Origin of the sequence: Streptomyces sirii, assembly GCF_045690365.1 — a bacterium.
In the GTDB taxonomy this organism is placed as follows: domain Bacteria; phylum Actinomycetota; class Actinomycetes; order Streptomycetales; family Streptomycetaceae; genus Streptomyces; species Streptomyces sirii.
Genome location: NZ_CP147982.1, coordinates 5,913,663 through 5,934,417, shown reverse-complemented (window position 1 = coordinate 5,934,417; position 20,755 = coordinate 5,913,663). Strand labels below are relative to the sequence as shown.

Annotated in this window: 17 protein-coding genes; 7 read left to right on the top strand and 10 right to left on the bottom strand. The window is 71.3% G+C overall.

Annotated features, from left to right (window positions below; translation table 11 throughout):
• Positions 1–5: 5 nt before the first annotated feature.
• From WAB15_RS26835 to WAB15_RS26805, 7 genes are all read right to left on the bottom strand, one after another.
• Entirely contained in the window at positions 6–1,286 is a 1,281-nt protein-coding gene (locus WAB15_RS26835) for a sensor histidine kinase (protein WP_407287822.1), read from the bottom strand.
• A 42-nt stretch (positions 1,287–1,328) separates the two neighbouring features.
• Complete coding sequence (locus tag WAB15_RS26830) at positions 1,329–2,066, bottom strand: ABC transporter permease (RefSeq protein ID WP_407287821.1); 738 nt, start codon at positions 2,064–2,066, stop codon at positions 1,329–1,331.
• Positions 2,063–3,061 carry an ABC transporter ATP-binding protein gene (locus WAB15_RS26825; protein ID WP_407287820.1) on the bottom strand — a complete coding sequence of 333 codons (999 nt, stop codon included), beginning with the start codon at positions 3,059–3,061 and terminating at the stop codon, positions 2,063–2,065. Before WAB15_RS26825 ends, WAB15_RS26830 begins: the two co-directional genes overlap by 4 nt.
• Positions 3,062–3,284: 223 nt before the next feature.
• Positions 3,285–5,486, bottom strand: coding sequence for a hypothetical protein (locus WAB15_RS26820; protein WP_407287819.1), 2,202 nt, complete (start codon positions 5,484–5,486; stop codon positions 3,285–3,287).
• Between the two features lie 215 nt (positions 5,487–5,701).
• On the bottom strand, positions 5,702–6,250 hold the full coding sequence (locus tag WAB15_RS26815; RefSeq protein ID WP_399149704.1) for a DUF6113 family protein: 549 nt from the start codon (positions 6,248–6,250) through the stop codon (positions 5,702–5,704).
• Positions 6,247–7,230, bottom strand: a complete 984-nt coding sequence (mshB, locus tag WAB15_RS26810) for an N-acetyl-1-D-myo-inositol-2-amino-2-deoxy-alpha-D-glucopyranoside deacetylase (RefSeq protein ID WP_399149705.1) — start codon at positions 7,228–7,230, stop codon at positions 6,247–6,249. Before mshB ends, WAB15_RS26815 begins: the two co-directional genes overlap by 4 nt.
• Before the next feature lie 110 nt (positions 7,231–7,340).
• Complete coding sequence (locus WAB15_RS26805) at positions 7,341–7,535, bottom strand: hypothetical protein (protein WP_384432225.1); 195 nt, start codon at positions 7,533–7,535, stop codon at positions 7,341–7,343.
• A 269-nt stretch (positions 7,536–7,804) separates the two neighbouring features.
• On the opposite strand from WAB15_RS26805, the gene WAB15_RS26800 reads away from it, so the two are divergent.
• A complete protein-coding gene (locus WAB15_RS26800) occupies positions 7,805–9,988 on the top strand; it encodes a prolyl oligopeptidase family serine peptidase (RefSeq protein ID WP_407287818.1) in 2,184 nt (727 codons plus the stop codon).
• Positions 9,989–10,133: 145 nt separating this feature from the next.
• Here the strand turns inward: WAB15_RS26800 and WAB15_RS26795 are convergent, their stop codons facing one another.
• Positions 10,134–11,258, bottom strand: a complete 1,125-nt coding sequence (locus tag WAB15_RS26795) for a hypothetical protein (protein ID WP_399149707.1) — start codon at positions 11,256–11,258, stop codon at positions 10,134–10,136.
• Positions 11,259–11,745: 487 nt separating this feature from the next.
• On the opposite strand from WAB15_RS26795, the gene WAB15_RS26790 reads away from it, so the two are divergent.
• From WAB15_RS26790 to WAB15_RS26765, 6 genes are all read left to right on the top strand, one after another.
• The gene (locus WAB15_RS26790; protein WP_407287817.1) at positions 11,746–12,780 is read left to right on the top strand and encodes an ABC transporter permease; all 1,035 of its coding nucleotides are present in this window, start codon (positions 11,746–11,748) and stop codon (positions 12,778–12,780) included.
• Between the two features lie 106 nt (positions 12,781–12,886).
• Positions 12,887–14,686 (top strand): ABC transporter substrate-binding protein, encoded by a 1,800-nt coding sequence (locus WAB15_RS26785; RefSeq protein WP_407287816.1) that lies wholly within the window; start codon positions 12,887–12,889, stop codon positions 14,684–14,686.
• 137 nt (positions 14,687–14,823) lie between these two features.
• Positions 14,824–15,795, top strand: a complete 972-nt coding sequence (locus tag WAB15_RS26780; RefSeq protein WP_407287815.1) for an ABC transporter permease — start codon at positions 14,824–14,826, stop codon at positions 15,793–15,795.
• A gap of 11 nt (positions 15,796–15,806) precedes the next feature.
• Positions 15,807–16,868, top strand: coding sequence for an ABC transporter ATP-binding protein (locus WAB15_RS26775; protein WP_407287814.1), 1,062 nt, complete (start codon positions 15,807–15,809; stop codon positions 16,866–16,868).
• Positions 16,869–16,880: 12 nt separating this feature from the next.
• Entirely contained in the window at positions 16,881–18,008 is a 1,128-nt protein-coding gene (locus WAB15_RS26770) for an ABC transporter ATP-binding protein (RefSeq protein WP_399149712.1), read from the top strand.
• An 82-nt stretch (positions 18,009–18,090) separates the two neighbouring features.
• Positions 18,091–18,498: a MerR family transcriptional regulator gene (locus WAB15_RS26765; RefSeq protein ID WP_399149713.1), complete on the top strand. Its 408-nt coding sequence runs from the start codon at positions 18,091–18,093 to the stop codon at positions 18,496–18,498.
• 42 nt (positions 18,499–18,540) lie between these two features.
• On the opposite strand, the gene WAB15_RS26760 is transcribed toward WAB15_RS26765, so the two are convergent.
• Both WAB15_RS26760 and WAB15_RS26755 read right to left on the bottom strand, forming a co-directional pair.
• Entirely contained in the window at positions 18,541–19,731 is a 1,191-nt protein-coding gene (locus tag WAB15_RS26760; RefSeq protein WP_407287813.1) for an ABC transporter ATP-binding protein, read from the bottom strand.
• Positions 19,718–20,755, bottom strand: coding sequence for an ABC transporter ATP-binding protein (locus tag WAB15_RS26755; protein ID WP_407287812.1), 1,038 nt, complete (start codon positions 20,753–20,755; stop codon positions 19,718–19,720). Before WAB15_RS26755 ends, WAB15_RS26760 begins: the two co-directional genes overlap by 14 nt.

Genomic DNA, 20,755 nt, shown 5'->3' with positions numbered 1-20,755 from the left:
CCAGCTTAGGCCCTGTCCGATGGGTCAGGGCCGGGTCCGCGGCCCATGGCTTCGCCCGTGCCCCGTATCTCCTCGGGGGCCGAGGCCGCGGACGCCGAAGGGGCGGGGGCGGCCAAGGGGACGTAGGCGCGCAGGGCGAAGCCGCGGCCGCGGGGGGCGGGGCCGGTCTCCAGGCGGCCGGCGGCCAGGACCAGGCGCTCCCGCAGGCCGCTGAGGCCGTTGCCGTCGTGCTGGGCGCGGGGCGGGCCGGCGCCGTCGTCGAGGACCGCCAGGCAGCAGAAACGCCGCTCGTCGGCCTCCCACTCCTCGGTGAGCAGCAGCTCGCAGCGGCGGGCTCCGCTGTGCCGTATGACGTTGGTGACGGCCTCGCGCAGCGCCCAGGCCAGCGCGCTCTCCTCGTCGGCCGCGAGCCCGCGGTGTTCGCCGTCCAGCGCGGGGTCGACGGTGAGCTCGACGCCGGCGGTGCGCAGTGCGGCCCGCGCGCCCGCCAGCTCGACGGCGAGCCGGGGGCGGCGGTAGCCGGTGACCGCCTCGCGGACATCGACCAGCGCCTGTCTGCCGACCCGTTCGATGTCGGCGACCTGCTGGGCCGCTTCGGCCGGCTTGTCCGGCAGCATCCGCCCCGCCAGCTCGCTCTTGAGCGTGATCAGGGAGAGCGAGTGGCCGAGGAGGTCGTGCAGATCGCGGGCGAGGCGCAGCCGCTCGTCGTTGGCGGCCAGCCGGGCGACCTCCTCCCGGGCTTCGCGCAGCTGCGCGGTCGTACGGATCAGGTGCTGGACGCCGACCATGGCGAAACCGCTCAGGAGGCAGGGCAGCGCATAGGCGAAGAGGTAGATCCGGGTGTGCTCGTAGCGCATGCCGATCGCCACGAGGGCGGCCGTCAGCGCCGGTATGGCCCAGCGCGACATCCGGAACGGCAGCGTCACGGCACAGGCCACGCAGACGAAGGTGAACAGCACCAGCCAGTTGGGACCCAGGGTCCACGACAGCAGCCCGGCGAGCACCGCGAGGAAGGCCACCATCGCCCGCACCACGGTCCCGCCCAGCGGGGCGTGGGTCATGTGCCGGAAGACCACGGCGAAGTAGACGGCGATGAAGACCGACAGGCCCGTCCACCCCAGCGCCTCGCCCCGCGCCGACAGCTCGCCTTCGATCAGCTGGCCGACGGGCCCGGACAGGTACAGGAACCAGATGACGATCCACAGCGACTTGATCATCGCCTGCCGGCGGTTGCGCGGCGGGGACCCGATCATGACGGGGTTGCGCTCGGTCCCCGCCTCAGTCATCGCCCATCCGGCCTGCTCCCCGCACCGTCGACTCATCCGTGATCACGCCGCGCGGGCGTCCCTGCGGTACAGCCAGGCCGCGCCGCCGGCGAAGAGAACAAGGTAACCGAGGAGGATGGCGATGTCCTTGCCATGGGGGGCGCCGCCGGCCTCCACCGCCGTGCCGAGCGCGGCGTAGGCGTGGGTGGGCAGCCACTCGGCGATGTTCTGCACCCACTGCGGCAGGATCGTCAGCGGCATCCACAGGCCGCCGAGGAAGGCCAGCGCGAAGTAGACCAGCATCGATATCGGGCGGACCGCGTCGCCGGTGGCGAGGTAGCCGATGGCGACGCCGAGCGCGGCGAAGACGAAGCTGCCGAGCCAGGTGCCGAGCACGATCGCCGCCCACTGCCAGGCTTCGAGCCGGACGCCCTTGACCGCCGCACCGGCGATCATGACCAGCACGATGGAGGGCAGGCTGACCGTCGCCGCCGCGGCTATCTTCGCCGCGACATAGCCGCGGCCGGGCAGCGCCGTCAGCCGCAGCTGCCGTACCCAGCCCTTCTCGCGCTCCTTGGCGATGCGTTCGCTGTTGCCCAGCAGCACGGCGGTCATGGCGCCGAACGCCGCCATGGAGACCATGAAGTAGAGCCCCATGTCCAGCTTCATGCCGGGGATCGGCTTGCTGTCCGCGCCGCCGGCGATGATCAGATACAGCGCCGGCGGATAGATCACCGAGAAGAACATGAACTTCTTGTTCCGCAGCGCGCGGATGATCTCCAGCTTGATCAGGGTGGTCATCGGGCCGCCTCCTCGGCGGTGGTGGGCGTCTGGTCGGACGCCGTGGTGAGGGCGAGGAAGGCCTGCTCCAGGCCGAGGCCGGAGACCTCCAGATGCCGCGGGTAGAGGCCGAGGGCGTACAGGGCGTGGACGGTGGCGTCGGCGTCCTGGGACTGCAGGCGGACCGTCCGCCGGCCGGAGCCCGCGGCCGAGCCGCTGTCGGACACCGTCAGGGAGGTCAGGAACGGCAGGCCGGAGAGGGCGTCGGCGTCGACCGGCTCGTCGAGGTCGAAGGTGACCCGGCGGGCGCCGGCCCTGGCCTTGATCTCGGCGGCGCTGCCGTCGGCCAGCACCCGGCCGCGGTGCAGCACGATCACTCGGTCGGCGATCTCGTCGGCCTCTTCGAGGTAGTGCGTCGCGAAGAGGACCGTACGGCCCTGTCGGGCCTGCCGGCGCATCGCGCCCCAGAACGTCTGCCGGGCCGAGACGTCCATGCCGGTGGTCGGCTCGTCCAGCACGATCAGGTCGTTGGCGCCGGCGGTGGCGAGGGCGAAGCGCACCCGCTGCTCCTGGCCGCCGGAGAGCTTGTCGACCATGCGGTCGGCGATGTCGGTGATGCCGGCGGTGGCCAAGATCTCGTCGAGGGGGTAGCCGCGCGGATGCAGATCGCGGGCCAGCCGGACCAGCTCCCTGACCTTGACGCCCTCCATCAGGCCGCCGCTCTGCAGCATCGCGCCGACCCTGCCCTGCTCTATGGCGCGCTGCGGGCTCGTGCCGAACAGGGTCACGCTGCCGGCGTCGGCGGTGCGCAGTCCGAGGAGCAGGTCGAGGGTCGAGGACTTGCCGGCGCCGTTCGGGCCGAGGAGGGCGACGGTCTCGCCCGGATACAGCTCCAGATTCAGGTCGGCCACCGCGCGCACCGCGCCGTAACTCCGGCTGACCTGACGGAAGCTGACCACGGGCGCCCGGCCCGCCTCCTCGGCGGTGGTGGCTGTGGTGGTCGCTGCGGTCGTCATGCTGTTCAGCTTCCGGGATCCGCCCGGCGCGCGGCAGTGCCGATTGTCCGCACTCCCCCATGACATCTGTCATGGGGAAAGCCCCCTAGGGGTCTTCTCGGGGTGCTGCCGAGAAAACCCCCAGGGGGCCTGTTCACCTGCGGTTTCGCTCCGTAGGGCGGTCGGCCGGCGGACGGCCGTCGGCCGGTGTGCGGCCTCCCGTCGGCCGGTGTGCGGCCGCCCGTCAGCCCGCGTCCGCTCCGAGGGTCTGGATCCGCTCGGCCGAGGTGGTGCCCTGCAGCGCCTTGCCGACCGCGCTGGCCACCTCCTCGACGGAGACCGGCTTCTTGGAACCGTCGCCCTTGGTCAGCAGCACACCGTTGAAGGTGTCGCCGTAGAGCGCCTTGAGGGCCGACCGGTCGTAGTACGGCACCAGCTCGCCATTGCTGCCGATCTTGAAGGACAGGAACTTCGGGATCGACTTCTGCGGGCTGAAGGAGACCGCGTGCACCGCGTCCGTACGGACCGTCACCAGGCCCCGCATCGCGGGCTCGGCGTACTGCTTCATCGCCTTGTCCACCGCGGCCTTGCTGACCTGCGGCTGCTGGGTGCTGGCCGCGAGCACGACCGGTGTGTCGGTGCCGGTCTCGATGCGGCTGCGATAGGCGTCGGCGATCTTCTGCTTGGACGCCTTGACGTCGACCGCCTTGTGGGGCGCGCCGTAGTGCGGCACCGCCTTGCCGTTCTCGAAGGTGATCCCGCCGTCCTCGGCGGCACCCCCGGGACCGGCGGCGTTCGCCAGCGCGACCTGCAGCTTCTCGTCGTCGACGATCATCGCCGGCTTGGCCGTGCGGTCGACGCCGAACAGCGACCCGATGACGGAGACCGGGTTGTAGTCCCGGCCGGCCGCGTTGCGGACCGTGGCCTGCGTGTCGACGTCCAGGCCCGCCTTGGCCGGCTGGAGGGTGACGGCCTTGCCGTCGACGGTGAGCTTCAGTGGCGCGGTGCGGCTGTTCTTGAGTGCCTCGTCCAGCTTCTTGACGGCCTCTTCCTTGGTGGTGCCGCCGATGTCGACGCCGAGCGCGGTGGTGCCGTTGGGCACGTCGGCGTGGTCGAGCAGCAGACCGGCGCCGTAGGCCACACCGGCCAGGACCACGACCGCGACACCCGCGAGGACGAGCTTGTTGCGGCCCTTCTTGGGCGGGTTGATGGGCTCGGGGATCTTGGGCCGCGGCTTCGGTGCGGCGCTGTCGGCCTCACCGGCCGGGGTGGCCGCGAACGGCGAACGGGACGACGGTCCGTCGGCCCCGGGGGTCGCCGGGATGCCGCTGACGAGGGTGTCGCCGGACACCCGGCCGGCCGGGGCGCCGCCCTGCGGGCCGCCCGCGGGGGCGTTCTTCGCCCCGCGCCTGCCCTTCGGGCCACCGGGCGCGGCGGTGCCCTGCCCGCCGGGCAGCCCGCCCGAGATGCCGCCGCCGGGGCCGAGGCCGCTGCCGGGCCCGGCGAGCGGCGCGGGCGGCTGCGGGGTCAGCTCCGCGGTGTCGCCGATTCCGGGCGCGTTGCCGGTGCCGGCCAGCGGATCGCTGAAGCCGGGCGGGAGGTTGAGCGCGGAGTTGCCGCGGGCCGGTCCGGTCGTCGGGCCGCTGGGGCCCGCCGGCGCGTCGAACGGGCTGTGGTCGCGCGCGAGTCCGGAGGGGGCGTCGAACGCCGGCCCGCCGTCGGGGCCCGCGCCGTCGAACGGCGAGCCACCCCGCGGGCCGCCGTGCCCGACGCCGTCGAACGGCGAGGAGGCCTCGCGCGGACCGCCGTCGAAGGGCGACGCACCGCTCGGCCCGGGACCGCCGTCGAACGGTGCCGCGCCGCCCTGCGGGGCCGGGGCATCGGAGAAGTACGGCAGGTCGGGGCGCTGCGGAGACGTGGCGCCCGGGGTGCCGTGCGGCGGGGTGGCACCACCCGGGGCGGTCGGCGCCGCATGGGACCCGGTGGTCGAGGACGAACCGGACGGACCGCCCTGCGCCTTGCGCGGTGCGAACCAGTCGCTGGTCTTCTCGGGCGAGCCGCCCGCGGTGGCCTCGTCCGCCGGGGCGTCGGGCCGGGGCGTGTTCGCCGTGCGCTCCGCACCGCGCTCGGCGCCGCGCACGGGGCGGGTCGCGCCGCGGGGCGCGGCGGAACCACCGGCGGCGGCCGGTCCGTTCTTGCCGGACTCCTCGCCGACCGGCTTGCGCACGACGACCGGCGGGATGGGGCGCGAACCCGGAATGTTGATCTTGATCCGCGTCGTCAACGTGGTCTCGGTCTTGGGCTCCTCCGGGCGCGCCGCGGCACCGGGCGCCAGCGCCTCGTCGGCATCTCCCCTGGGCGAGCCGTACGGCGGCGTCCCTGACGGGTACGCGGCTGCGCCACGACCCTGAGGGCCGGAGGACGAACTGTCAGATTCACGACTCAAAGCAGGTTCTCCCGGTTGGCTCCGCCGCTCGTCAGAGATGTTCCCCGGCCCGAGGCCGAGGGGTGCCCCCAGGGCGGCGCGACGGCGCGCACCACCATACTGTCCGCCGCGGGCGGACACCCGGGGAGCGTACGAAGACCGCCGCCACGGGCGATACCCCCGCGCGCGGGCCGCTCACCCGCACCGGCATGGCATTCGTCCCGGTATGGGCCACGTCATCCGCCAACTCCGCCGTGCCGCAGGCCCGTAGCGCGCACCTGGGCGGCGGTGGCGCAGATCACAGCGGCAAGGATGCCGCCCAGCAGGAAGATGTACGAACCGGCCCCCGGGCTGAACAGGAAGTCGCCTTCCGGCCGCACCTCGCCGAGCAGCAGGAACACGGTCACCAACCAGGCCGCGCCGGGCGCCAGCACACCGGCCGGGGTTCCGGTCGCCCTGGCTCCCCCGTAGAACAGGCCGCCGACACCGGCCAGCGCCAGCACCAGCCCACCCGGGAACCAGGCCGCCTGCACCAGCGTTCCGGCGATCGCGACCAGCACGCCCGCGACCAGAAGCAGCACATACAGGCCGATTCGACCGGGTGTCAGCGGTGCGGTCGCGGCGGAACCGGCGGTCGGCGCCACGGGGCCGCCGGACCGCGCCCGCGGCCGAGCGCCGGACGCACCGCCCGAACCCGCCCGGGACCGCTGCCCCTTGCCCGCGGACCCGCCGACGCCCCTCTTGCCGGCGGACGCGCCACCGTCGCCGCCCTTGGCCGTGCTCATTCCGCCACCTCCTCAATCCGGGCACTCTCCTGCATACCCACCATTTCGCCGATACCCGCGAAGAGATCGTCCTCCCTCGCGCCGGCCGGGGCGCCCGGAGCGCCGTGCACCAGCCGATAGTGCTCCGTGGCGAACAGCGGCTGCCCCAGGTCGTTGGAGAGTGCGAAGAACGGCCCGTCGACCGCGATCTGGGTGTAGTGCGCCCGCATCGCCGCGGTCTTCGCGGCCACCTGCGCCGGGTCGCCGGCGATCGACGCGGTGACCTCCGCGTCCGGCACCACACCGGGCACATCGTCGACGGCGGCGATCCCCGGGAAGCCGCGACCGGCCGCCCGCAGCAGCTCGAAGCCCTCCTCGACCACGGAACGGGGGTTGCAGTTCCAGTAGATCTTCCCGATCTCGTGCGCGGCGCCCAGCTCCGGCCGGAAGTCCGCCCGCGCGGCGAGCTCCGCACCGCGCATGGCGACGCGGTGCGCCTGGATGTGATCGGGGTGCCCGTATCCGCCATTCGGGTCATAGGTGACCAGAACCTGCGGGCGGACCTCGCGGACGACGGCCACCAGGTCGGCGGCGGCCTCGTCGAGCGGGGCCTGCCAGAAGGAGTCCGGCCGCTCGTTCTGGGGGGCGCCCATCATCCCGGAGTCGCGGTAACGGCCCGGCCCGCCGAGGAAGCGGTGGTCGCCGACGCCCAGGGCCGCCATCGCGGCGGCCAGCTCGTCCTCGCGGTACGGGCCGAGGGCGTCGTCGCGGTCCGGCGCGAGCGCGGCCAGCTCGGACGGGATGACCTCGCCCTCCTCGCCGCGCGTGCAGGTCACGAGGGTGACCAGCGCGCCCTCGGCCGCGTACTTGGCCATGGTCACGCCGTTGTTGATCGACTCGTCGTCCGGGTGGGCGTGGACGAGCAGGAGACGGCGGGCGGGAACGTCGTCGCGAGGCGCGGCGTCCCCGCCGGAGGCGGTGAGAGGCGACGGGGCGGTCATGCCGACAGCCTACGAGCCGACCGGCCCGCCCTCACCATGCGATCCCGCTCGCCCGCCCGGCGGCCGGGCGGAGAGCGGGCGCGGTGGAGGCGGGCCGGTCCGAGGACGGCTCAGAACTTGATGCCGCCGATCATGCTGGCGACATTCGTCGTCAGCGACTTGACCGTCGGCGCGACGGACGAGCTGGCCAGGTAGAAGCCCAGCAGCATGCAGACAAAGGCATGCGCGGCCTTCAGTCCGGACTTCTTGACAAGCAAGAAGACGATGATCGCCAGCAGCACCACCGCCGAAATCGAGAGTGCCACGGCGGCTCACCTCCAAGTACTCACGGTCCGGTCAGAGTTGATGGTGCACGGACCGCTTCCACGGACCCGCCCACCGGGGTATGCCAAGGGCTCTTTACCCCGTACCCACTACGCGCAAGGGATCATAACTTTCCGCGCTAGCGCATAAGTCGGGGCACGGGAGCAGAGTGGGGGCGCACACGATCTTCACGAGCGCGACCTCGGTGAGCCCCGGCATCTCGCTGCCGGTCCGGCCCCGATCGGCCGCACAGGCTCTATAGGCTCGGCCCATGACCGGACAGCCTTCGTTTCCGCGGCAGTATGCCCGTACGCAGTGCTTCACCTTGGGCGCACCGCGCGGCTACAGCGTCTCCCCCGACGGCACGCGCGTCGCCTTCCTCCGTTCCGCTTCGGGCACCGACCGCAGCCAGCGGTTGTGGGTGCTCGACCTGGAGGAGGGGCGGGAGTTCACGGCCGCCGACCCGCGGGCCCTGCTGGCCGGCGCACGGGAGAAGCTCCCCCCGCAGGAGCGCGCCCGCCGCGAGCGCAGCCGGGAGAGTTCGGCCGGCATCGTCGGCTATGCGGCGGACTCCGCCGTGGAGTTGGCGGCGTTCTCGCTGTCCGGCCGACTGTTCGTCTCCGAGCTGCGCGCCGGGACCACCCGCGAACTCCCGGTCCAGGGACCGGTGGTGGACCCCCGCCCCTCCCCGGACGGACGGCATGTCGCCTTCGTGGCCGAGGGCCGGTTGCGGGTGGTCGCCGTGGACGGCACCGCGACGTCGGACGACGACGGGGCGGCCCGCGGCCCGCGGGCGGACCGGGTGCTGGCCGAACCCGACGGCCCCGAGGTGACCTGGGGCCTCGCGGAGTTCATCGCGGCCGAGGAGATGGGCCGCTACCGGGGCTTTTGGTGGTCGCCGCAGAGCGACGCGGTGCTGGCCGCACGGGTCGACGAGGCGCCGGTGCGGCGCTGGTGGATCTCCGATCCGGCCCATCCGGACCGTGAGCCCGCGCAGGTCGCCTACCCGGCGGCGGGCACCCCCAACGCCGAGGTCTCCCTCGCGTTCTTCGGCCTGGACGGCTCGCGCACGGACGTCACCTGGGACACCGGGCGCTACCCGTATCTGGCGCGCGTGCACTGGTCCGCGGCCGGTCCGCCGGTGCTGCTGGTCCAGGCCCGCGACCAGCGCGACCAGCGTTATCTGACCGTCGACACCGCGACCGGCGCGACCCGCACGGTGCACGAGGACGAGGACGAGGCCTGGGTCGAGCCCTTCCCCGGCGTACCGGCCTGGACGCCGGACGGCCGGCTGGTGCGGATCGCGGACGAGGGCGGCGCGCGCAAGCTGTTCGTCGGCGATCGGCCGCTGACCGGGGCGCCGCTGCATGTGCGGGCCGTACTGGACATCGGCGAGGACGACGTCCTGTTCTCCGCGAGCGGCACCGACATGCACGACATCGGCGTCTATCGCGCCTGGTTCCGCGGCAGCGGCGACCAGGGCGGCTGGGAGCGGGTGGGCGAGCGCCCGTATCCGACGGTGTCCTCCGCGGTGCGCGGCGGCGCGCTGACCGTGCTGTCGCAGACCTCGCTGGAGCGCCCGGGCACCCAGGTGGACGTGGTCCGGCTGGATCCCGACGGCGGGGAGAAGACCCTCGCCACGATCGGTTCGTACGCCGAGGAGCCGGCGCTGACCGCCCGGCCCCGCCTCGTCCTGGCCGGGGAGCGGGAGATTCCGTGCGCGGTGCTGCTGCCGGGCGGGTATGCGGAGGGCGACGGTCCGCTGCCGGTCCTGCTGGACCCGTACGGCGGTCCGCACGGTCAGCGGGTGGTCGCCTCCCACAACGCCCATCTGACCTCCCAGTGGTTCGCCGACCAGGGGTTCGCGGTGATCGTCGCGGACGGCCGGGGCACCCCGGGCCGCTCCCCCGCCTGGGAGAAGTCGGTCTCCCGGCGCATCGCTCAGTGCGCGCTGGACGACCAGGTCCACGCCCTGCAGGCGCTGGCCGGATCCTTCCCCCTCGACCTGGACCGGGTGGCGATCCGCGGCTGGTCCTTCGGCGGCTACCTCGCCGGGCTCGCCGCGCTGCGCCGGCCCGATGTCTTCCACGCGGCGGTGGTCGGCGCTCCGGTGACCGACCTCCGCCTGTACGACACCCACTACCAGGAGCGGTACCTCGGCCACCCGGACGAGGAACCGGCGGTCTATGCGGAGAATTCGCTGATCACGGACGAGGGACTGTCCGGAGCTGTGGAGCCGCACCGTCCGATGTTGATCGTGCACGGCCTCGCGGACGACAACGTGGTCGTGGCGCATTCGCTGCGGCTGTCCTCGGCATTGCTGGCGGCGGGCCACCCACACGAAGTACTGCCGCTGTCCGGGGTGACACATATGACACCCCAGGAACAGGTGGCCGAAAACCTGCTGCTGCTCCAGGTCGAATTCCTGAAGCGGTCGTTGGGGATGCGCGCCTGATAGCGGGGATATAGGTGAGGGCGATAACCCTGGACGTATGCCGGGGATATAGGTGAGGGCGATAGCCTTGATCGAATACCGGGGATTCCCTTGTCACGGACATCGAGTCGCCCATGTGTCCTATACGGCGAATGCCCGTCCGGCGTCACCAGCCGGGCGGGAGGGTGGACGGCGGGGGCGGGGCGTGCGGAGGCCGCGCCGCATCGGGCGCGGAGCCGTAGGCCCGTACCGCGTCCGGGTCTTCGGTGGCGTCCGGGGCGCCGGGGCGGGCCGCCGCGATCAGCGCGGTCAGCCCGGCGGCCGTCACGAACGCCGCGGTGGCCAGCTCCAGCCTGGCCACGCCGGGCAGCACGGCCAGGCGGCCGAACTGCCCGGTGCGCCCGGCGAAGGCGAGCGCCGTGGCGCCGTGCACGGCCAGCAGGGCGGCGGCGGTGAGCGCCGCGGGCCGGGCCCAGGACGCCTGGCGCAGCGCGGCGGCCGCGGCCCCCAGGGCCAGCAGCGCGAGCGCCAGCGCATGCCAGTGCACCGGGGGCGCCAGCAGGGCCCCGAAGACCGACGCGTCGCCGAGCAGCCCCTTGCGGTAGACGTCCCCGCCGATCCGCACCCACCAGTGGACCTCCCATCCGGCGACGGCGGCCCCGGCGGCCCCCAGGAGGACGGCGGCGACGGTGGCCGCCCCCTTGTACGGCCGCCCCGGCGGCCCCGCGTCGGCTCCGTGGGGCGCCGTGTGCACGACCCCGTACGCCGACGAGGCCACCGCCGCCAGCCCGCGCGCCGGGCGCCTCGTATGGCGGCCGGCCCGCCCGCCCCGTCGGCGGTCCGCCGCGACCACCACGAGCAGTGCGACGGCCAGCGCGAGTTGGACGAGGGCGCTCGCCCGCGCCTGCGCCGTCAGCCCGCCGTCCGGCCCCGGCAGCCGGCCCGCGCCCAACGTCCAGGTCAGAGGGGTGCGCAGCAGGGCGGTGGCGAGGGCGAGGGAGAGCAGCGCGCCGGCGGCCACGGGCGAGGAGACGGCGCTGCGCCGCACCGCGACCGCGGTGGCGAGCGCGCCGAGCACCAGCAGCGGGTCGAGCGGCGAGGTGGCCCAGGCGGTGGACTCCCGCGGCCGGCGGGCGTCCCCGAGCCAGGTCCACCACACGTCCGCGGAGTGCCGCGCGACGGCGAGGTCCCGGACGATCCAGCCCGCGCTGAGCAGTGCGAGCAGCAGGCAGACCAGCGCGCCGGCGCGGCGCGCGCCGCGGGTGAGATCGCGATCCCGCACTGTGGACACGGCCCGCCCCCCGTCCGTGTCGAAGTACCAGGGTGGCCCACGGCGCCCCGGTATACGAGGCGTCCACCGCAGGTCTACTCGACTCCCGGCGCCGGGACAACAGCCCCGAACGGAGCAGTGAGCGAAGGGGTGCAAAACGGCGACCGGTCGGGGCGCCCAGTGGCATCCCCGACCGGTCTACGGCACCCGCACGGCCGTACGGTGTTCATCATGGCGCGTCCGTATATCGGTGTTGCGACAGTGAAGTTGCCTTCATGTTAAAGCGGTTGGTGGCTATATGTCCCCCATGCCGCATATCCCACCCACCTGTCAAGCACGCCCTGGCGTCGATCTGCGCAATCTTCGCTCAAGAAGTAGACGACCTGTTCGCAAGCACACCCGATCCCCTTGACTCCGCAGTAATTCACTTGCGAAAGTCCGCTCATCCAGCGGTGCGATTCGGCGCCGCTTCACGTTCCAAGAGAACTCGGCGCGGGGGCACTTCGCGATGACTAGTCCATCCCAGACCGCGGTTACCAAGTCCGATACCCCGGGACTTGGACCCAAGGGTCTGAAGAAGGAAAAGAAGAGCAAGGGCGGTGAGCTCGTCGGCCGATCCCCCGGCCAATTGATGTGGATGCGCTTCAAGCGCGACCGCACGGGCATGATCTGCGCGATCGTCGTACTGGCTTTCTTCGTCATCGCGGCACTGGCCCCGGTGATCGGCTCGCTGTACGGGAAGGACCCGTACACGTTCTACGGCAGCGAAGATCCCAACCTGCTCGACGAGTTCGGCTACCCGGCCGGGGCGAACGGGGGCATTTCGCCCGAGCACTGGTTCGGCATCGAGCCGCAGCTGGGCCGGGATGTGTTCATGCAGCTGATCTACGGCATCCGGATGTCGCTGGGCATCTCCGTCGCGGTGACCATCCTGACCGTGCTCACCGGCATCCTCATCGGCGTGACGGCCGGCTACGTCGGCGGCAAGGCCGACTTCTTCATCAGCCGGGTGATCGACTTCCTGCTGGCCTTCCCGAGCCAGCTGACCTTCGTGGCCTTCATGCCGGTCGTGGTGGCCCTCTTCGTGGACCCGGGTGACGAGACGCCCACGTACGTACGTGTCTGTGCGCTGATCATCGTCCAATGGTTCCTGGGCTGGATGGGTCTGGCGCGACTGCTGCGAGGACAGGTGCTCTCCCTGCGCGAGCGGGAGTTCGTGGAGGCCGCCAAGATCACCGGCGCCTCGCCCTGGCGGATCATCCGCAAGGAACTGCTGCCGAACGTGGTCACGCCGGTGCTGGTGCAGAGCACCTACATGCTGCCGCTCTTCGTCACCGCGGAGGCGGGCCTGTCCTTCCTGGGCGTCGGCATCGTCGAGCCGACCCCCGACTGGGGACGGCTGTTCCAGTCGGGCGCCCGCTTCTACGAGAACGACCCCACCTTCTTGCTCTTCCCCGCCGCGGCCATGCTGATCTTCGTGCTCTGCTTCAACCTGCTCGGAGACTCGGTCCGCGACGCCTTCGACCCCAAGTCCGGTCGCTGACCGTCCACTTGCGGGGGGCTCGCTGTCACCCCCACCACCCGGGCCTGCCCCGGTTGCTTCGGACAGCACATCTGGACCCCAACTGACAGGCAGGTGCTTGGAACTCATGAACGCACTTTCTACGCGCAGAGCACGCGCGGTGATCGTGGCCCTAGCGGCCGGTTCACTCGCGCTGACCGGTTGCAGCGGCGGCAGCGGCTCCAACAAGGACAAGGCGCAGACGGACGCGGACGCCGCGGCGCAGGCCAAGGCGATCCCGATGGGCACCGCGGCCGACTCCACCGGCCCGGCCGTTGCCGTCAAGGGTGCACACAAGGGCGGCACCATCCGCGTGTACCAGCGTGACAGCTTCAACCACCTGGACCCGGGCCAGATGTACGTCAGCGACATGAAGGCCCTGTCGCAGCTGATCTTCCGCGGGCTGACCGCGTTCAAGCAGGACGACAAGGGCAACGCCAAGGTGGTCGGTGACCTCGCCACCGACGCCGGCCAGATGTCCGACGGCGGCAAGACCTGGAAGTACACGCTCAAGGACGGCATCAAGTTCGAGGACGGCAAGCCGATCACCTCGAAGGACATCCGCCACTCCATAGAGCGCCTGTACGCCACGTTCATCACCGACGGCCCGACCTACATCCAGACCTGGCTGTCGGGCGCCGGCACGACCTACCGCAAGGCGCTGCCGGACGGCCCCTACAAGGGCGACCACCTGCCCAAGAGCGTCCTGGACACCCCGGACGAGAAGACCGTCATCTTCCACTTCGACAAGCCGCAGTCGCAGCTGCCCTACGCGCTGACGATGCCCGGCTACAGCGTGGTCCCGGACAGCGCCAAGGACACCAAGGACGCCTACGACGTCAAGCCGGTGACCTCGGGCCCGTACAAGATCGCGTCGTTCAAGTCCGGCAAGTCCATGCAGCTGGTGCGCAACAAGAACTGGGACCCGAAGACGGACCCGATGCGCACCGCGTACCCGGACGGCTACAACTTCACCTTCAACCACCAGGCGTCGGACTCCACCAAGCGTCTGATGGCCGACCAGGGTGAGGCGAAGAACGCGGTGAGCCTCACCAACTCGGTGGAGCCCACGCTGACCAAGAACGTGCTGGACAACCCGAGCGCGAGCAAGCGCCTGGTGCAGGGCTACCAGCCCTACGTCTGGCAGATGAACTTCAACATGGACCGCCTCAAGGACAAGAAGATCCGCGACGCGATCACCTACGCGCTGCCGAGCCAGCAGATCGTCCGGCTCAACGGCGGCAGCTACGGCGGTGAGATCGCCGGCGGCCTGCTCGCCCCGACCGTCGCCGGCTACAAGAAGGGCTACGACCCCTACGGCAAGCTGACGCACCCCAACGGCGAGCCGGAGAAGGCCAAGAAGCTCCTCAAGGAGGCGGGCAAGACGGGCATGAAGCTCGTGTACGCCTACTCCAACACCGAGTCGCGCCAGAAGGAAGCCGTCGCCATCGAGGACGCGCTGACCAAGGCCGGGTTCAACGTGCAGAAGAAGGAGGTCGACGCGGCCTCCTGGTACGAGCAGATGGGCAAGGTCGACAACGGCTTCGACATCTACATGACCGGCTGGGGCCAGGACTGGCCGGACGCCTCGACCGTGATCCCGCCGTCGTACGACGGCACCACGATCCAGGACGGCGCCTCGAACTACTCCCACGTCAACGACAAGCACGTGAACTCCGAGATCGCCCGCATCTCCGGGATCACCGACGTCGCCAAGGCGACCGCGGAGTGGGAGAAGCTGCACCAGTACATCGTGGAGAAGGTCAACCCGGCCGCGCCGGTCTTCTACACCAAGGTGCTCCAGCTGTACGGCTCGAACGTCGGCGGCGCCCGGTACAACCTGGACGTCAGCTACCTCGACCCGAACACGCTGTACCTGAAGAAGTAGCGGTAGCCGCTCAGGCGACCACCTGACGAAGGCACTCCGGACGGCGCGCACACGGCGGAACGCGCGCCCTCCGGGGCCCTTTGTCCTCCCACCCCTCACGCCCACTGCCGCCGCCGTCCTGAGAGCAGCGAACTGCCATGCTTCAATTCCTACTTCGCCGGACGTTCGGCGCCGTTGTCATCCTTCTTCTGCTCAGTGCCTTCACGTTCTTCGTGTTCTTCGGTGCCGGTGACCCGGCCGCGATGTCCTGCGGAAAGAACTGCACCGCGGACAACATCGCGCTGATCCACCAGAACCTCGGCCTCGACAAGCCGCTGCCGACGCAGTTCTGGGACTGGCTCGTCGGCATCTTCGCCGGCCGCGACTACTCCATCGGCCACTGCGACGCCCCGTGCTTCGGCTACTCCTTCGCCACCAAGCAGGACGTCTGGGCGACGCTGATCGACCGGCTGCCCACCACCGCCTCGCTGGCCGTCGGCGGCGCCGCGGTGTTCCTGACCGTGGGCCTGGGCACCGGCCTGCTCGCCGCCTACAAGCGCGGCACGTTCCTGGACAAGATCCTCACCTCGGTCTCGATGGTGCTGAGCTCCGCGCAGATCTACATCCTCGGCCCGATCGCCCTGGGTCTGTTCGTCTACAGCGGCCTCATGGACTCCCCCAAGTACGTGGAGCTGACCTCGGACCCCGTGGGCTGGTTCATGGGGCTGCTGCTGCCCTGGCTCGTCATGGCCACGATCTTCACCGCGCAGTACACCCGTATGTCCCGCTCGACGATGATCGAGCAGCTGCAGGAAGAGCACGTCCGGACCGCCAAGGCCAAGGGCCTGTCCCGCTCGTACGTCTTCCTGCGCTACGCCTGGCGCGGCTCGCTGATCCCCATCGTCACGATCCTCGGCATGGACCTCAGCTCGCTGTTCGGCGGCGCGATGATCACCGAGTTCACCTTCCAACTGGCGGGCGTCGGACGGCTCGCGATCGACTCCGTCCTCACCCTGGATCTGCCCATGGTCATGGGCGTGCTGGTCTTCAGCGCCGCCCTGATCCTGGTGTTCAACATCATCGTGGATGCGACGTACGCCTTCATCGACCCGCGCGTGCGCCTGTCCTAGGAGAGCCTGAAGTGACCACACTCACCAAGACCGAGGGCGCCACCACGCCGTCCGGGTCCGACCCCTTCCTGTCCGTTCGTGACCTGCAGGTGCGGTTCTCCACCGAGGACGGCATCGTCAAGGCGGTCGACGGTCTCTCCTTCGATCTGGAACGCGGCCAGACGCTCGGCATCGTCGGCGAGTCGGGCTCCGGCAAGTCGGTGACCAACCTCTCGATCCTGGGGCTGCACAACCCCACGACCACCGAGATCTCCGGCGACATCACGCTGGACGGCCAGGAGTTGACCGGAGCCAGGGAGAAGACCCTGGAGAAGCTCCGCGGCAACAAGATGGCCATGATCTTCCAGGACGCGCTGACCGCCCTGTCGCCGTACTACACCGTCGGCCGGCAGATCGCCGAGCCGTTCATCAAGCACACCGGCGCCAGCAAGCGCGAGGGCCGGCAGCGCGCCATCGAGATGCTGACCAAGGTCGGCATCCCGCAGCCGACCCTGCGGGTGGACGACTATCCGCACCAGTTCTCCGGCGGTATGCGCCAGCGCGCCATGATCGCCATGGCGCTGGTCTGCAACCCCCAGCTGCTGATCGCCGACGAGCCGACCACCGCCCTCGACGTCACCGTCCAGGCGCAGATCCTCGACCTGCTCAAGGACCTCCAGCAGGAGTTCGGCTCCGCGATCATCCTGATCACCCACGACCTCGGCGTGGTCGCCAACACGGCGGACGACGTGCTGGTGATGTACGCGGGCCGGGCCGTGGAGCGGGGCTCCGTCAAGGAGATCCTCACGCAGCCCCGGCACCCGTACACCTGGGGCCTGCTGAGCTCCATGCCGCGGCTCTCCTCGGACGTCAGCGAGGCGCTGCACCCGATCCCGGGCAGCCCGCCGAGCCTGCTCAACCCGCCGTCGGGCTGCGCGTTCAACCCGCGCTGCGGCTTCGCCGGCGAGGTCGGCGGCACCCGGTGCACCGACGAGCGGCCGGTGCTGGAGCTGGGGCGGGCCGCGGCCTGCCACCTGAGCGCCGAGCAGAAGCAGACCCTCTTCACCGAGCAGATCAAGCCCCGGCTGGGCTAGGGAGCGACCACCATGGCAGACAACGTCACCCTCCCGGCGCCCCGCGGCGCCGCGCCCGCACCGGGCGAGCCGCTGCTCACCGCCGAGGGCCTCACCAAGCACTTCCCGATCTACGGCGGCTTTCCGTTCAAGCGGAAGGTCGGCGCCGTCCAAGCGGTCGACGGCGTCGACCTGACCGTGCACGCCGGCGAGAGCTTCGGCCTGGTCGGCGAGTCGGGCTGCGGCAAGTCCACCACCGGGCGGCTGCTCACCCGGCTCATGGAGCCGACCTCCGGCAAGATCACGTACGCGGGTCAGGACATCACCCACGCCAACCGCAAGCAGCTGGCGCCGTTCCGCTCCGAGATCCAGATGATCTTCCAGGACCCGTACGCCTCGCTCAACCCGCGGCAGACGGTCGGCACCATCATCGGCGGCCCGATGGAGATCAACGGGATCAACCCGCCCGGTGGGCGGGAGAAGCGGATCCGTGAACTCCTGGAGACCGTGGGTCTGAACCCGGAGCACTACAACCGCTTCCCGCACGAGTTCTCCGGCGGCCAGCGACAGCGCATCGGCGTGGCCCGGGCGCTGGCCCTGGAGCCGAAGCTGATCATCGCCGACGAGCCGGTCTCGGCCCTGGACGTCTCCATCCAGGCGCAGGTCGTCAACCTGCTCCAGGACCTCCAGCGCGAGCTGGGCATCGCGTTCCTGTTCATCGCCCACGACCTGGCGATCGTGCGGCACTTCAGCGAGCGGGTCGCGGTGATGTACCTCGGCAAGGTCGTCGAGGTGGGCTCCCGCGACGAGATCTACAACCGGCCGCGCCACCCGTACACCCACGCGCTGCTCTCGGCGGTGCCGGAGGCCAAGCTGGTGGAGGGCGAGGAGGACGAGCGCGAGCGCATCCGGCTCGCCGGCGACGTGCCCTCCCCCGTCAACCCGCCGTCCGGCTGCCGCTTCCGTACCCGCTGCTGGAAGGCGCAGGACAAGTGCGCCACGGAGCAGCCGCCGCTGATCCAGCTCTCCGGCAGCGACGCGAGCCACCTGACAGCCTGCCACTTCCCGGAGGAGCCGACGACCGCGGCCCGCGACGAGGACATCATCCTCGACCCGGCACTGGCCGCGATCGAGGACGCGGGGGCCGACTCCGACAAGTAGCGACCAGGCACTGCCGACTGCCGCCGTGGCGGGAACTTCTCCCGTCACGGCGGTGTTGTCGTTCGGGGAGGGGGTGACGCCGATGCGGATCGGAGAGCTGTCGGCGCGTACGGGCACGCCGCGGCGGTTGCTGCGTTACTACGAGGAGCAGGGGCTGATCGTCGCCGAGCGCTGTGCCAACGGCTATCGCGCGTATGACGAGTTCTGCGTCGACCGGGTGCTGCAGATCCGAGGGCTGCTCGACGCCGGGCTGCCGACCCGGATCATCAAGCAGATCCTGCCCTGTCTGAACAAGCCCCGGGCCATCCACTTCCCCGACGCGACACCGGAGATGCTCGCCACGCTGGAGGGCGAGCGCGACCGGATGACCGAGCGCATCGAGACGCTGATGCGCAACCGGGACGCCATCGGGGCGTACCTGGAGGTGGTGCGCGGCACGGTCGGCGGCGGGAGGGGCGCGGCGCAGGAGGCGGCGCGGGGGGTGGCCTAGCGAAGTGCCCAGGCGCCCCTGGTGAAGCGGCCGGGAGGCGGCCTAGCGATGGGCCACCGGGCCCGGCTCCGGGCCGTCCGGCAGCCGCTCCTCGCCGTCCTCTCCGCCGGGGAGGCGTTCCTCGCCGTCCGCTCCGTCCTCTCCGTCGGGGAGGCGGTCCTCGTCCCGTACCACCTGGCGCTCGTGTGCGAAGTGGCAGGCCGAGGGGTGCCGGGCCGGGCCGGTCGACTCGCGGAAGGGCGGGGGGACTTCGAGCGGGGGGACGACCTCGGCACACAGGTCCCGGGCCTTCCAGCAGCGGGTACGGAAGCGGCAGCCGGACGGCGGGCTGGCGGGCGAGGGGACGTCGCCGGTGAGCAGGATGCGGTCGCGGGAGGCGCGGGAGTCGGGGTCCGGTACGGGCACGGCGGAGAGCAGGGCCTGGGTGTAGGGGTGGGTGGGGTGGTCGTAGATCTGCTCCTCGGTGCCGATCTCGGCGAGCCGCCCCAGGTACATCACCGCGATCCGGTCGGAGATATGCCGGACGACGGACAGGTCGTGGGCGATGAAGACATAGGAGAGATCGAACTCGTCCTGCAACTGCTCCAGGAGGTTGACCACCTGGGCCTGGACGGAGACGTCCAGCGCGGAGACCGGCTCGTCCGCGACGATGATCTCCGGACGCAGGGCCAGGCCGCGGGCGATGCCGATGCGCTGGCGCTGGCCGCCGGAGAACTGGTGCGGATAGCGGTTGATGTACTCGGGGTTGAGCCCCACCACGTCCAGGAGTTCCTGGACCTTGCGGCGGCGGTCTCCCTTGGGGGCCACCTCGGGGTGGATCTCGTAGGGCTCGCCGACGATGTCGCCGACCGTCATCCGGGGGTTCAGGGACGTGTAGGGATCCTGGAAGACCATCTGGATGTTGCGGCGCACCGCCTTCATCGCCCGGCCCGACAGCCGGGTGATGTCCTCGCCGCGGTAGCGGATCTGACCCGCCGTCGGGCGCTCCAGTCCCACCAGCAGCTTGGCGACCGTGGACTTGCCGCAGCCCGACTCCCCGACGATCCCCAGGGTCTCGCCCTTGCGGAGGTCGAAGGAGACCCCGTCGACGGCCTTGACGGCGCCGATCTGCTTCTTGAAGAGCACCCCCCGGGTGAGGGGGAAGTGCTTGACCAGATCGCGGATCTCCAGGAGGGGCTCGCCGGGCGCCGGTCCGGCGCCGGCCGCGGCTCCGCTTGCCTCATCGCGCGCCACCGAGGGTCTCCTTCCAGAAGTGGCAGGCACTGGCCCGGCCGGGGCCGGCCTCGTACAGCGGCGGCAGGTCCGTGCGGCAGATGTCCTGTGCCAGCGGGCAGCGCGGGTTGAAGGGGCAGCCCGGCGGGATGGCCGTCAGATTGGGCGGCAGGCCCTTGATCGCGTACAGCCGCTGCCCCTTCTGGTCCAGCCGGGGGATGGAGTCCAGCAGCCCTCGGGTGTACGGGTGGGCGGGCGCGCGGTAGAGCTGGTGGACGGGTGCGGTCTCCACGATCCGTCCGGCGTACATCACCGCGATGGTGTCGGCGACGTCGGCGACCACGCCCAGGTCATGGGTGATCAGGATCAGCCCCATGGTGAACTCGCGCTGCAGCTCCGCGAGCAGGTCCATGACCTGCGCCTGGACGGTGACGTCCAGCGCGGTGGTCGGCTCGTCGGCGATGATCAGGTCGGGGCCCAGGGCCAGCGCCATCGCGATCATGATGCGCTGGCGCATCCCGCCGGAGAACTGGTGCGGATAGTCCCCCACCCGCGCCCTGGCCGCGGGGATGCCCACCCGCTCCATCAGCTCCACCGCCCGGCCGCGGGCCTCCTTGCGGGACATCCCCTGATGGACCTGGAACATCTCCCCCAGCTGCGCCCCGACGCTGAGCACCGGGTTCAGCGAGGACAGCGCGTCCTGGAAGATCATCGCCATCTTGGCGCCGCGGACCCTGCGCCGCTCGTCCTTGCGCAGCGTCAGCAGATCGCGGCCCTGGAAGACGATCTCGCCGCCGGTCACGAAGCCGGGCGGCGAGTCCAGGATGCCCATCACGGCCTGCGCGGTGACGGACTTGCCGGAGCCGGATTCGCCGAGCACCGCCAGCGTCTGGCCCGGCGCGACGCTGAAGCTGACACCGTTGACGGCCTTCGCGATCCCGTCGCGGGTACGGAACTCCACCCTCAGGTCCCGCACGTCGAGCAGGGCGGTGTCGGTGACCGTACCCGTGCCACCGCCCCCGGCCTCACCGGCACTGTTCGTCAT